The sequence below is a fragment of the Nocardia sp. NPDC051911 genome, from assembly GCF_040681035.1.
GTDB classification, from domain to species: domain Bacteria; phylum Actinomycetota; class Actinomycetes; order Mycobacteriales; family Mycobacteriaceae; genus Nocardia; species Nocardia sichangensis.
The window spans coordinates 89,582-102,206 of record NZ_JBFAXY010000014.1 but is presented as its reverse complement, the minus strand read 5'-3'; the positions used below and the strand labels follow the sequence as shown (position 1 = coordinate 102,206).

Here is a 12,625-nt window from a genome sequence, read left to right as displayed (position 1 = left end):
TTATCGCCGTCACATGCGGGGTGCTGGTATGCGGGCGCACCCTGCGCCCCGGGTAAAATCGGTGGTTCTTGTGCGCGTCGGGTCGCACAATCGAGCACGCGTCCAGCACCACGATCCGCTAGGAGAAGTTTGTGATCACCGCGACCGACCTGGAGGTCCGGGCCGGAGTCCGCACCCTGCTGTCCGCTCCCGGACCGGCGCTTCGGGTGCAGGCGGGCGACCGGATCGGGTTGGTCGGGCGCAACGGCGCGGGGAAGACCACCACGTTGCGCATCCTGGCAGGCGAGGGGGAGCCGTACGCGGGCAAGATCCTGCGCTCCAGCGATATCGGTTATCTGCCGCAGGATCCGCGCGAAGGCAACCTCGACGTGCTGGCCCGCGACCGGGTGCTGTCCGCGCGCGGCCTGGACACGCTGATCCGGGAGATGGAGAAGCAACAGGCGCTGATGGCCGAGGTCGCCGACGACAAAGAGCGGGAGAAGGCGGTCCGCAAGTACGGCCGGCTCGAGGAACGCTTCTCGGCGCTGGGCGGTTACGTCGCCGAGAGCGAGGCGGCGCGCATCTGCCACAGCCTGGGTCTGCCCGACCGCGTGCTCGGTCAGCCGCTGCGCACCTTGTCCGGCGGACAGCGGCGCCGAATCGAATTGGCGCGCATCCTGTTCGCCGCCTCCGACGGCAGCGGCGGGCGGTCGGACACCATCTTGCTGCTGGACGAGCCGACCAACCATCTCGACGCCGACTCGATCACCTGGCTGCGTGGTTTCCTGCAGAACCACGACGGCGGCCTGATCGTCATCAGTCACGACGTGGACCTGCTCGCCGACGTGGTGAACAAGGTGTGGTTCCTGGACGCGGTGCGCGGCGAGGCCGACGTCTACAACATGGGCTGGAAGAAGTACCTGGACGCGCGCGCCACCGACGAGCAGCGCAGGCGGCGGGAACGCGCGAACGCCGAGAAGAAGGCGAGCGCGCTGCGCGCCCAGGCGGCCAAGCTCGGCGCCAAGGCCACGAAAGCGACTGCGGCACAGAACATGGCCAAGCGCGCCGATCGCCTGCTGGCCGAACTCGACGACGTGCGCGTCGCCGACAAGGTCGCCAGGATCAAGTTCCCCGAGCCCGCCGCCTGCGGCAAGACGCCGCTGATGGCGGAGAACCTGACCAAGGTCTACGGCTCGCTGGAGATCTTCACCGGCGTCGACCTCGCGATCGACCGCGGTAGCAGGGTGGTGGTGCTGGGGCTCAACGGCGCGGGAAAGACGACGCTGCTGCGCCTGCTCGCCGGAGTCGAGCAGCCTACGGCGGGTGGTCTGGTGCCGGGGCACGGTCTGAAGGTCGGTTACTTCGCCCAGGAGCACGACACCCTGGACGACAACGCCACCGTGTGGGAGAACATCCGCCACGCCGCGCCGGACGCCGGTGAGCAGGAGCTGCGCGGCCTGCTCGGCGCGTTCATGTTCTCCGGCCCGCAGCTCGACCAGCCCGCGGGCACGCTCTCGGGCGGTGAGAAGACCCGTCTCGCGCTGGCCGGACTGGTCTCCTCGGCGGCGAACGTGTTGCTGCTGGACGAGCCGACGAACAATCTCGACCCGGTGTCGCGGGAACAGGTCCTCGACGCCTTGCGCACCTATGCGGGCGCGGTGGTGCTCGTGACCCACGACCCGGGTGCAGCGGAGGCATTGTCTCCGGAACGTGTGATCCTGCTCCCGGACGGGACAGAAGACCATTGGTCGGCCGAATATCTGGAACTTATTCAGCTCGCGTGAGATTCATCACAGGTACCCGTTGATCACGGCCTGCTGAGTGCTTAGCCTGGAAAGACGCTGCTCGGCGACTCGGAGGAAGCCATGAGCGACAGGCCACAGAGCAAGGCCACATTGGGTAAGGGCACACGCGTCACCGGCAAGTCACGCGATCGCCTACAAACCCAGTTGAAGAAACAGTACGAGGCCGGTGCGAGCATCCGGTCACTGGCGCGGTCCACCGGCCGCTCCTACGGTTTCATCCACAACGTCCTCGTGGAGTCGCATGTGCAGCTCCGCAGCCGGGGTGGAGCCAATCGCCGCAAGAGCCCATAGCGCCGCAACGGCGTGCTTTGCCGCCGGACGGCTACGCGGCCGCCACGGGCGGAGCCCCCAACCGGATCGACGTCGACGCCCCCGAACTGGATGTCTACCTCGCCGAGCTGCACGGCGGCGTCGATGCCAGGTCCTCGGGCGCATGTCGGCGATCGAGTGGAGCCGCAACGCAATTCAGCGGCGCTCGCGCCGTTGGTCGTCGCGCGGGACCCCGTCCAGCGACGGGCTTCGGCTGCTGTTGTCGTCCGGTGGAGCGCCGCTGCGCGGCGAATGCGGGGCCGCCGTTGCCGCATACCGGGGCGTTTCCGGTCTCGATATCGTGCCGCCGGACCTGTGACCGGGTTCAGTAGCCCTCCACCATGCCGTCACCGTCCACCAGCAGGTTGGCCAAGCTGCGAAAGATCGGCAGCCCGGTCTTGATCTCCAGGTAGGCGAACTGGCCCTGCGGGTTGACCTCCAGGAAGTAGTACTCGCCGTCACGGCCGAGCCGAATGTCGAGCACGCCGAAGGACAATCCGAGTGCGCCCATCAGCGTGGCCAGTGACTTGCTCACCGAGGCGGGCAGGTGATCGTGCGCGAAATCGACCGATGTGTCCAAGCGGGAGTCGACCTTGCCGACGCCCGCTTGGGAGTCGATGCGCACGGTCCATTCGACCCCGTCCACCCACACCACGCGCAGATCGCAGCTGGCGTCGACGTAGTCCTGGAAGGTGGTCGGCGCCGAACGGATCGCGGCCAGCCTGCCGAAATCGTCCCTGGAGATGATCCTGGTCTCGGCGAACTCCGCCCGGCTGGTGCCGGTGCGCTTGTAAACGACCGGACCGGGCCGGGATTCGACGAAGCTGCGCGCCTCGTCCGGATCGTTGGTGATCAACGTCTCCGGCACCGCGAACCCGGCCCGCAGCGCCGTCTCCAGCTGGACGATCTTGCGTGCCGCGGTGCGGTCGGCGCCGGGGTCGTTGACCCAGTGAGCGGGGATGGACCAGAGCAGCCCTTGAATGAATCCGTCGCACTCGGCCTGGCGAAACTCGTTGTCCGAGGCGCGGACACCCGCGGGCACGCGCGCGGGATGCGGTCGCCGCCACCACACCGACCGCACGTCGTCGAGGCCGATCAGGTGCGACAGCGAGCGTGTGGTGCCGAGTCGGTCCAGCCGGAAGCTGCCGGACTCCTGGGGGAAATCGCGCAGGTCGAGGTGGATCGGGCCGAGCCCGTGGTGTTCTCGCAGCGTCGCCGCCATCGCGGTGGCGTGTAGATCATCGGATTCGGACACGATCAGGACCGAACCGCGCCGGCGTGCGGCCATCCGCCTGCCGCTCAGTCGAGGCTGTCGCAGTTGATGCCGTCGTCGCTGCCGTTCATCGACTTGGTCTGGCAGTAGGTGAACGTCGCACCGCTCGCACCCGGGCAGTCGACGAGTTGCAGCCGGTCGGCCCAGGTTTCGGTGAGCCGGCGCAACTGCTCGTCGCCGAGCGCCTCCGACGGTGACTCCGGGATGGTCATCGGCCGATCGACCAGGTCGATCCGCAGCCTGCGGGTGAAATCGGCGGTGGCGCCAGCGCGAATGTCCACCAGCACCGGGCGCCCGTCCTGATCGGCGTGGGGCGCCGCGGAATCGACCACGCGCAGGACATCGGACCGACTGAAGGTCCACGTTCCCTCGGCGACGCGCACGCTGATCTGCCGGTCCGATTCCGCGACCAGCAGACCCTGGAGCGGAGGAACGCGGTCACCCCTCGGCGTCGTCCCGGGAAGGTGGATTGCGTCGGTCATAGCCGTTTCTCCGATCTGCTCGCGATTTGCCACGACCCCCAAGCGTGTGAGCGATCATATCGCGATGAGCGGCGTTATCGGCTCGGATCGCGAGATTTCCCGGCCTATGGCAAACCGAATTCCGATTCATAACGCCCGAGTACCGAAAGTTTTCCGGTAGCCTGGAAATGCTGAGATGGCAATCGGGAAGCTAATCTCCCGTGAGGCGCGGATGCTGCTCATAGCCCGATATTGGCGGCTGTGCATCTGTACTCTCGTCCTGCTGGGCGCAGGTGGCCTGCGGCGACGGCTGCTGTGCGGCATCGTATTTCCTCCCGCGCCGCGCCGTGTTCGACTCGCTCCGAATTGATTGTCCGCGAGCGGATCCGGAGGGGCACCGACTTCACTTCCGGTTCGCGTTGCGCTCCGCCCACCAAGCGGGGGCGTCGACGAAGTGGTTGTCGAACTCGTCCTGAGCGGCGGCGAGATCGGTCATCGGGGATTCGCCCGCGGCGATTCGTTCCAGCAGCCGGAAGTACTCGAAGCGCTGCACGCCGGGCGTGAGCGCGATGAGGATCCGTGCCGTGCTGTCCGGCGCGGCGCCGAAGGCGTGCGGCATGAATTTCGGGACCACGATCGAACCACCCGCGCCGACGGTGACGATGCGGTCACCTGCGAGCAGTTGCAGTTCGCCGTCCGCGACATAGAACAGTTCGTCGGAAAGCGTGTGATAGTGCGGCGCCGCGCCGTCCGCTCCACGGTCCATGTCGACCTCGAGTGTGCTAAGCCCGCCGCCCGCCTCCTCGGCGTCGATCAGCAGGCGCATGGTGACAGACGTGGTACGCAGGGTCTCCGCATCCTGCGGCTGACGGATCGCGACGTCCTTGCGTGGCGCGGGAATGGCCATCGGAGCCTCCAGATTAGTTCGGTGATTGATAATTCGCTACCGAACTATATCGTGCCGAATAAGATCCTGTCCATGACCGAGCGGAAAACGGACGCCGTGGACGCGATCGTGGCGCAGTGGCAGCGGGAACGACCCGACCTGGATCTCGAGGCGATGGCCGTGGCCGGACGTCTGGGCAGGCTGTTGGTGGTGGCGCAGCGTGAGATCGAGGCGGTATTCGGCAAGCACGGCCTGCAACGCGGCGAATTCGACGTACTCGCCGCGCTCCGTCGTTCGGGCGCGCCGTTCGAACTCAGCCCGTCGGTGCTCGCCGACACGCTGATGTTGTCCAGGGCGGGCATGACCGGACGGCTGGACCGGCTGGAGTCGGCGGGACTGGTGCGGCGCGTCGCGGACGCGCGGGACCGCAGGGCGGTGCGCGTCGGCCTCACCGAGGCAGGACGGGAATTGGTCGACACCGTGGTCACCGAGCACACCGCGAACGAGACGCGGATGCTGTCCGTGCTCACCGCGGGGGAGCGACGGGAACTGGACCGGCTCGCGCGAATCCTGCTCAGCAGCATGGAACCGGACGCGTAGCCGCGGTAGCTCACGCACCCTTCGATCCGCCGAATCGCGCTCTACTTGGGCGAACTCGTGCCGCGATGAGGTAGCCCGATACTCGTGCCGAGTGGGCGTCCCTGCTCTACCTTGAGATTCCGTACCGAAGGGGTCGGTGCGGTGGGCAAGGAGGCCACGATGATCGACATCATCACTCTCCGCGGCACCGGGGAGCCGCGCAACTCCGACGGAACGCCCGCGGGCATGCTGCACGACGTCGTGAAACTACTCGACACCGGGAAGTTCAGCTGCTTCGAACCGGATTGGCCCGCTTCCGTCGGCCCCGTGCCGGAGGTCTGGGGTCCTTCGCTGGAGACGTCGGTACGGCTCGGCATCGCCGCCGGCGTGCGGGCGATCCAGGACTCGCCGAACGTCTGCGGCCTGCTGAGTTATTCGCTCGGCGGCATCTGCGCCAGCCGGATCCTGGAGGGCGTGCGGTCCGGGAAGTACAAGAACACCGACGGAACGCCGCTGGAGATCGCCTTCGTGGTGAACATCGCCAACCCGCTGCGCCGAGCCGGGCAGTCGGTCGGAAACCTCTGCCCGGCGAATACGTTCGGCCTGCACGGGCAGCGCGGCGCGTGGCCCGCGTCGATCGACATCCGCGAGTACGCGAATCCCGGCGACATCATCACCGCATCGCCCGCGGATTCGCCGTTGCGCGTCATCGACGTGGGTATCTCGCCGTTCTCGTTCGTGGAGGGCGCTCGGATCGGCAACGTCGCGCCGCTGATCTTCGCCGAACTGCTCGAAGTCCTGCTGCGCGACCCGATCGCGAACCTCGAGCGCTACACGACGGCCGTACGCGGCGTCATCGGCTATCTGACCCCGTGGCCCGACGGTCAGCACGTGCTCTATTCCGGACGGAACATGCCGGGGACGAACGTGCTGTGGACCACGCACGCCGCGGAGTACCTCAACGCGGCGTACTAGCCGCTCTCACTGCTTGCGTCGGACCGACGCCTCGACCAGATCCAATACGGCGGAAAGGTTCTCGTTGGTGTGGCCGGAGGCGATCCGGGCGATCAAACCGTCGAGGACGAGGTCGAGGTAGCCGAGCAGCACGTCGGTGGGCACGTCGTCGCGCAGCGCGCCCGCGGCCTTACGACGTTCCAGGCGGGCCAAGGTGGCGGCGGTGAGTTCGGCCGAACGCTGGGTCCAGCCCGCCCGGAATTCGGGATCGGTGCGCAGCCTGCGGGCGATCTCCAAACGCGTTCCGAGCCAGTTGAACTGCTCGGGGTGGGCGAGCATGTCGCGCATCACCTGCACGATGCCCTGATTGGCCGCGACATCGGCCATGCGTTCGGCGTCTTCCTGGGCGAGGGCGAGGAACAGCGCGTCCTTGTCCCGGAAGTGGTGGAAAATGGCTCCCCTGGACAGCCCGATCTCTTCCTCGAGGCGGCGCACGGTGGCGCCGTCGTAGCCGTACTCGGCGAAGCAGCGGCGTGCTCCGTCGAGGATCTGGCTGCGCCGGGCGGCGAGGTGATCGTCACTGACCTTGGGCACGGAATCCTCCAGCGGGGAAACACGGACCCCCGCGTCGGCGGTAGACCGACGCGGGGGTTGTCCGACACGAGACTTCAGTGGCGCGAACACGCGCCAGCGAAGGTGGCGCGATCAGGCACGAATCATGTTGCGCAGCACGTACTGCAGGATCCCGCCGTTGCGGTAGTAGTCGGCCTCGCCGGGGGTGTCGATGCGGACCACCGCGTCGAAGGTGATCTTGTCACCGTTCTCCTTGGTGGCCGTGACCTTCAGGGTCTTCGGGGTGGCACCCTCGTTGAGCTGGGTGATGCCCTCGATGTCGAAGGTCTCGGTGCCGTCCAGCTTCAGCGACGCGGCCGACTCGCCCGCCGGGAACTGCAGCGGGATGACGCCCATGCCGATGAGGTTGGAGCGGTGGATGCGCTCGAACGACTCGGTGATGACGGCCTTCACACCCAGCAGGCTGGTGCCCTTGGCGGCCCAGTCGCGCGAGGAGCCCGAACCGTATTCCTTGCCGCCGAGCACGACCAGCGGGACGCCCGCGGCCTGGTAGTTCTGCGAGGCGTCGTAGATGAACGCCTGCGGGCCGCCCTCCTGGGTGAAGTCGCGGGTGTAGCCACCCGAGACGTCGTCGAGGAGCTGGTTGCGCAGCCGGATGTTGGCGAAGGTGCCGCGGATCATCACCTCGTGGTTGCCGCGCCGCGAGCCGTAGGAGTTGTAGTCCTTGCGCTCGACGCCGTTGGCCTCCAGGTACTGCGCGGCCGGGGTGCCGGGCTTGATGTTGCCCGCCGGGGAGATGTGGTCGGTGGTGACCGAGTCGCCGAGCAGCGCGAGCACCCGGGCGCCCTTGATGTCGGTGACCGGCTCCGGGGTCTGCGGCATGCCTTCGAAGTACGGGGGCTTGCGCACGTAGGTCGACTCGGCGTCCCACTCGAAGGTCTTGCCCTCCGGGGTGGGCAGGCTGCGCCAGCGCTCGTCACCCCGGAACACGTCCTTGTAGTCCTCGAGGAACATGTCGCGGCTGATGACCCGGTCGATGGTGTCCTGGATCTCCTGCGGCGAAGGCCAGATGTCCTTCAGGAAGACGTCGTTGCCCTCGGTGTCCTTGCCCAGCGGGTCGTTCTCGAAGTCGAAGTCCATGGTTCCCGCGAGCGCGTAGGCGATGACCAGCGGCGGGGAGGCCAGGTAGTTCATCTTCACGTCGGGGGAGATGCGGCCTTCGAAGTTACGGTTGCCCGACAGCACCGCGGTGACGGTGAGGTCGTTGTCGTTGACCGCCTTGGAGATCTCCTCCGGCAGCGGGCCGGTGTTGCCGATGCAGGTGGCGCAACCGAACGCGACCAGGTTGAAGCCCAGCTTGTCCAGGTACGGCCACAGGCCCGCCTTCTCGTAGTAGCCGTTGACCACCTGCGAACCCGGAGCCATGGACGTCTTCACCCACGGCTTGCGGGCCAAGCCCTTCTCCACCGCGTTGCGGGCCAGCAGGGCCGCGCCGAGCATGACCGACGGGTTGGAGGTGTTGGTGCAGGAGGTGATCGAGGCGACCACGACGGCGCCGTGGTCGAGCACGAAGTCGCCGTACTCCTCGCTGCGCACCGTCACCGGCTTGGACGGACGGCCCTCGGCGCCGTTGGCGGCCGACACCAGCGACTCGGCGCCGTCGTCGGCGAAGGACAGCACGGCCGGGTCGCTCGCGGGGAAGGACTCCTCGACGGCCTCGTCCAGCTTGCTGTGCGGGGTGTCGGCGGCGGGGCCGCTCTCCGCGTCGTTGGTGTAGTTGTGGATGTCCTTGCGGAACGCGATCTTGGACTCCGACAGCAGGATCCGGTCCTGCGGGCGCTTCGGGCCAGCGATGGACGGCACCACGGTGCTCAGATCCAGTTCGAGGTATTCGGAGTAGGCGGGCTCGGAGTCGGCATCGTGCCAGAGGCCCTGCTCCTTGGCGTACGCCTCGACCAGCGCGACCTGCTCGTCGGAGCGGCCGGTCAGGCGCAGGTAGTCGACGGTCACGTCGTCGATCGGGAAAATCGCGGCGGTGGAACCGAATTCGGGGCTCATGTTGCCCAGGGTGGCGCGGTTGGCCAGCGGCACCTCGGCCACGCCCTTGCCGTAGAACTCGACGAACTTGCCGACCACGCCGTGCTTGCGCAGCATGTCGGTGACGGTGAGCACGACGTCGGTGGCGGTCACGCCCGGCTGGATCTCACCGGTCAGCTTGAAGCCGACGACGCGCGGGATCAGCATCGAGACGGGCTGGCCGAGCATGGCCGCCTCGGCCTCGATGCCGCCGACGCCCCAACCGAGGACGCCGAGGCCGTTGACCATGGTGGTGTGCGAGTCGGTGCCGACACAGGTGTCGGGGTAGGCCTGGCCGTTGCGGACCATGACGACGCGGGCCAGGTGCTCGATGTTGACCTGGTGCACGATGCCGGTGCTCGGCGGGACGACCTTGAAGTCGTCGAACGCGGTCTGGCCCCAGCGCAGGAACTGGTAGCGCTCGCCGTTGCGCTGGTATTCGATGTCGACGTTGCGCTCGAAGGCGTCGGCCCGGCCGAAGACGTCGATGATGACGGAGTGGTCGATGACCATCTCGGCGGGGGCGAGGGGGTTCACCTTGTCCGGGTCGCCGCCCAGGGTGGCCACGGCCTCGCGCATGGTGGCCAGGTCCACGATGCACGGCACGCCGGTGAAGTCCTGCATGATGACGCGGGCGGGCGTGAACTGGATCTCGGTGTTCGGCTGCGCCGTGGGATCCCAGCTCGCGATGGCGCGGATGTGATCGGCGGTGATGTTGGCGCCGTCCTCGGTGCGGAGGAGATTCTCCGCGAGGACCTTCAGTGCGTACGGGAGTTTCTCGGTGCCGGGCACGGCGGAGAGGCGGAAGATCTCGTAGGAGTTGCTTCCCACCTCGAGGGTGCCCTTGGCGCCGAAAGTATCGATACTTGTCGTCACGTCAGCTCCACTCGTCTGTGCGGGTGGCCACCGGCGGGGCTGTGCCGGCGGCCGAGTCTTCGGAGGTGCTCCGGCGCCGCTCCGGCGCTGGTTCCTCGCGCCTACGACCTTAACAGTACGCTTGTCCTGTGAAACACCAGGGGGCGGTTCGGCGTGCCGCGCGCGCGAGATGCGACACTCCGTCGCGTACTGTGCTTTCGAGCCAGCAAGGGGGATCTTGCTCGCCCTGCAGTGTTGGATGCCCGTCGCTTCGGTTGCCGATGCGGCTCGACAGACCGGATGGAAGATGACCGCCCCGCACAACTCGGTTTTCACCCCTATGGCCGCCGAATTGCCGCCGAATGTCACCGCCGACACCGTGCGCTCGCTCAACGCCGATCTGGCCGACGATCACGTCGCGACACTGACCGGTAAGGACAAGAAGGAACTGGCCGCCATCGCCGCGGAGGCGCGATCGCAAGGAATCCCGCTGAGCATCGTGGTCGTCCCCGGCAATCCAGGACACGATTCGAGCCTACGGGACTTGGCCACCGAGGTGGGTAAGACGCAGCACGGCACCGTGGTCGTTCTCAGCGACGACTGGGTGGGCACCTACAGCGACACGATCAGCCGTGTGCGGCTGGAGTGGGCCGAGGACGCCGCCAAGGGCACGCAAGGTAAGAGCGGAGAAGCCGCGAGCATCTTCACCGCCCGCTTGGAGACGCCGGAGTCGATGTCCTGGACCGCCATCACCTGCGCACTGCTGGGTGGAACGGTGGCGGTCATCGCCGGACTGTACTGGGTCAAGGTCCGGCGGGCGGCGGCCGACGGTCCGGAGCGTGTGGCGAGCGCCCGGCGGACACCGGACGGCGAGTCGTCCGACGCGCGCGCCATCTGAGGTCGCGGCGCTTTTCTGCGAAGCCGGCTGCGGCCGATTCGACATTCTGGTGGTAACCCGCGCCTGGTAACGGCGCGGTTGTCCATCGCCACTCGGCCGCAGGCGCGGTACCTCTGCGCGTCGCAGGCGTGCGTCGCTGACACCGCCTTCGCTCGATGCGAAGCCGAGCTGTGTCCGATATGGGGCGAAATCGGGCCGTCAGCATCCATGTAGCTAATTTTCCGAACGGTTGGTCTGTTGTGTTCGGAGAAAGCGTGGCGCGCAGTACAGCAAATTTCTAGCAATGAAGAAGATGTGGGCGGCAACAAGGTCGATGCCGTTTTGTCGGTGACGTAAGTGTCGTACGGTTCGAATGGTCCCTGATGGGGAATAAGTGTTCCCAGAGGCCATCTGTCGACCACAGTGCATCCTGGTTCGCCTGATGCCCTCGAGGATTGCCGGAATCCGGTCCTTGGAGGTGTGATGCGCAACAACGGCGGGCTCACCAACCGGCGCCGACTATCGGTCGCTGTGGGATTGCTGATTGCGGTCGTTGTAGTGGTCACGACTGGACCTGTCGCTGCTGTGCCACCTCCTCCGCCAAATCCCAGCGACGGCGAAATCGCCCAGGCGGGCGCGCAGGTGGACGCCGGTGTCGCCGAGGTCGGCACCCTGATCAACCAGGTCGCCGTGGTCGATCAGCAACTGGGGCAACTCGACGACGCCGTCGCGCAGCGCCGGGAGGACGTCAACCGAGCGCTGGTGGACCTGCAGACCGCGCGCGACGCCGCCGACGCGGCCGCCGTCGTGGTGGTGGACACCCAGCTCGACCTCGCCGATGCCGCGGCCAAGGTGGGCCAGGCGCGACGCAACTTCGATCAGTTCGCCACCCAGGCCTATACCAATCCGGGCTCCGGCTCGATGGTCACCTACCTCGCCGCGGCCACCCCTGCGGTCGCACTGGACCGGGCACAGCTCCTCGAGCTGGTCTCCAAAAATCGTCAGCAGGTGCTGGACGGTCTGCGGCGCGCGCAGATCGATCAAGGCAACAAGAACTCCACCGCGCGGCGGGCGAAATCGGACGCCGACACGGCCGCCGCCGTCGCCGCCGCGCGCAGGGCCGACGCCGAGAACGCGGTCGCCGCGGCGAAGGCCGAACTCGACCGGCAGACCGCCCAGCGCGACGACCTGCTGCGGCGGCGCCAGGACGCGCAGGGCAGGCTGGATCAAGCGCGGCAGAACGTGGCCGGCCTGCAGGACCAGCGTGACGCGTACCTGGCCTGGGACGCCATGCGCAAGGTGGAGGAAGCGGCGGTGCGTGCCGCCGCGGCGGCGGCCGCCGCGCGCGCGGCCGCCGACCAGGCCGCTCGCGATCGCGCCGCCGAACTCGGCACCGGAAAACGCCCGCACACTCAGCTGGAGGACGCGCCGCCACCGCGGCGGAGCGCGCCACGACCGAAGTCGCCACCGGTCGAAGGCTCCGCGGCGATCGAGATCGTGGTCGATCGCGCCATGTCACAACTCGGCGTCACCTACGCCTGGGGAGGCGGCGATGAGGACGGGCCGACCCGCGGCATCCGGGACGGCGGCGTCGCCGACAGTTACGGGGACTTCGAGAAGGTCGGCTTCGATTGCTCGGGGTTGATGGTCTACGCGTTCGCGGGCGTGGGGGTCTCACTGCCGCACTACAGCGGCTACCAATACAACGCGGGCACCCGAGTGCCGGTCGGCGATCGCGAGCGCGGCGACATGCTGTTCTGGGGGCCGAACGGCAGCCAGCACGTGGCGCTGTATCTCGGTGACGGGAAGATGGTGGAGGCGCCGGAATCCGGCGACGTGGTGAAGGTGTCCCCGGTCCGCGAGGGCGGCATCATGCCGTTCGCGGTGCGCGTCGTCTCCTGATATCGGACATTCCGGGTGCCCCGCCCGGCCGGAGGACCGCGGAAATTCCCATTCTGTCGGGTCCGGTTGCGGCACAGGCGGTGATTACCTGGAATA

The 12,625-nt window shown here is 67.6% G+C and carries 12 protein-coding genes; 7 read left to right on the top strand and 5 right to left on the bottom strand.

From position 1 onward, the window contains the following. Window positions 1-131: 131 nt before the first annotated feature. The 3 genes from AB0L97_RS19225 to AB0L97_RS19215 all read left to right on the top strand — a co-directional run bounded on the left by AB0L97_RS19225 (window position 132) and on the right by AB0L97_RS19215 (window position 2,412). Window positions 132-1,763: an ABC-F family ATP-binding cassette domain-containing protein gene (locus tag AB0L97_RS19225; protein WP_356961853.1), complete on the top strand. Its 1,632-nt coding sequence runs from the start codon at window positions 132-134 to the stop codon at window positions 1,761-1,763. A gap of 81 nt (window positions 1,764-1,844) precedes the next feature. Then, a complete protein-coding gene (locus tag AB0L97_RS19220) occupies window positions 1,845-2,075 on the top strand; it encodes a helix-turn-helix domain-containing protein (RefSeq protein WP_355070859.1) in 231 nt (76 codons plus the stop codon). A gap of 142 nt (window positions 2,076-2,217) precedes the next feature. Next, on the top strand, window positions 2,218-2,412 hold the full coding sequence (locus AB0L97_RS19215) for a hypothetical protein (RefSeq protein ID WP_364431190.1): 195 nt from the start codon (window positions 2,218-2,220) through the stop codon (window positions 2,410-2,412). A gap of 6 nt (window positions 2,413-2,418) precedes the next feature. On the opposite strand, the gene AB0L97_RS19210 is transcribed toward AB0L97_RS19215, so the two are convergent. The 3 genes from AB0L97_RS19210 to AB0L97_RS19200 form a co-directional block, all read right to left on the bottom strand. Further along, window positions 2,419-3,348, bottom strand: coding sequence for a hypothetical protein (locus tag AB0L97_RS19210; RefSeq protein ID WP_355070861.1), 930 nt, complete (start codon window positions 3,346-3,348; stop codon window positions 2,419-2,421). A gap of 44 nt (window positions 3,349-3,392) precedes the next feature. Then, window positions 3,393-3,848, bottom strand: coding sequence for a hypothetical protein (locus AB0L97_RS19205; RefSeq protein WP_355070863.1), 456 nt, complete (start codon window positions 3,846-3,848; stop codon window positions 3,393-3,395). Between the two features lie 382 nt (window positions 3,849-4,230). Continuing rightward, window positions 4,231-4,734 carry a cupin domain-containing protein gene (locus AB0L97_RS19200; RefSeq protein WP_355070865.1) on the bottom strand — a complete coding sequence of 168 codons (504 nt, stop codon included), beginning with the start codon at window positions 4,732-4,734 and terminating at the stop codon, window positions 4,231-4,233. A 72-nt stretch (window positions 4,735-4,806) separates the two neighbouring features. Here AB0L97_RS19200 and AB0L97_RS19195 point away from each other — a divergent pair, with 72 nt between their 5' ends. Both AB0L97_RS19195 and AB0L97_RS19190 read left to right on the top strand, forming a co-directional pair. Then, complete coding sequence (locus AB0L97_RS19195; protein ID WP_355070867.1) at window positions 4,807-5,313, top strand: MarR family transcriptional regulator; 507 nt, start codon at window positions 4,807-4,809, stop codon at window positions 5,311-5,313. A gap of 159 nt (window positions 5,314-5,472) precedes the next feature. Further along, complete coding sequence (locus tag AB0L97_RS19190; RefSeq protein ID WP_355070869.1) at window positions 5,473-6,267, top strand: hypothetical protein; 795 nt, start codon at window positions 5,473-5,475, stop codon at window positions 6,265-6,267. Between the two features lie 6 nt (window positions 6,268-6,273). Here the strand turns inward: AB0L97_RS19190 and AB0L97_RS19185 are convergent, their stop codons facing one another. After that, window positions 6,274-6,840 (bottom strand): TetR/AcrR family transcriptional regulator, encoded by a 567-nt coding sequence (locus AB0L97_RS19185; protein ID WP_039798681.1) that lies wholly within the window; start codon window positions 6,838-6,840, stop codon window positions 6,274-6,276. Window positions 6,841-6,951: 111 nt separating this feature from the next. Beyond that, window positions 6,952-9,771, bottom strand: a complete 2,820-nt coding sequence (locus AB0L97_RS19180) for an aconitate hydratase (protein WP_355070871.1) — start codon at window positions 9,769-9,771, stop codon at window positions 6,952-6,954. 286 nt (window positions 9,772-10,057) lie between these two features. Between AB0L97_RS19180 and AB0L97_RS19175 the strand changes: the two genes are divergently transcribed. Next, on the top strand, window positions 10,058-10,648 hold the full coding sequence (locus AB0L97_RS19175; protein ID WP_356961861.1) for a DUF6676 family protein: 591 nt from the start codon (window positions 10,058-10,060) through the stop codon (window positions 10,646-10,648). Window positions 10,649-11,212: 564 nt separating this feature from the next. Next, complete coding sequence (locus tag AB0L97_RS19170; protein ID WP_364431180.1) at window positions 11,213-12,529, top strand: NlpC/P60 family protein; 1,317 nt, start codon at window positions 11,213-11,215, stop codon at window positions 12,527-12,529. Window positions 12,530-12,625: the final 96 nt, after the last annotated feature.

Coding starts and splice junctions, on each gene's coding strand:
- AB0L97_RS19215 (WP_364431190.1), top strand. CDS start 2,218: ATGTCGGCGATCGAGTGGAGCCGCAACGCAATTCAGCGGCGCTCGCGC.
- AB0L97_RS19190 (WP_355070869.1), top strand. CDS start 5,473: ATGATCGACATCATCACTCTCCGCGGCACCGGGGAGCCGCGCAACTCC.
- AB0L97_RS19195 (WP_355070867.1), top strand. CDS start 4,807: ATGACCGAGCGGAAAACGGACGCCGTGGACGCGATCGTGGCGCAGTGG.
- AB0L97_RS19200 (WP_355070865.1), bottom strand. CDS start 4,734: ATGGCCATTCCCGCGCCACGCAAGGACGTCGCGATCCGTCAGCCGCAG.
- AB0L97_RS19220 (WP_355070859.1), top strand. CDS start 1,845: ATGAGCGACAGGCCACAGAGCAAGGCCACATTGGGTAAGGGCACACGC.
- AB0L97_RS19205 (WP_355070863.1), bottom strand. CDS start 3,848: ATGACCGACGCAATCCACCTTCCCGGGACGACGCCGAGGGGTGACCGC.
- AB0L97_RS19175 (WP_356961861.1), top strand. CDS start 10,058: ATGACCGCCCCGCACAACTCGGTTTTCACCCCTATGGCCGCCGAATTG.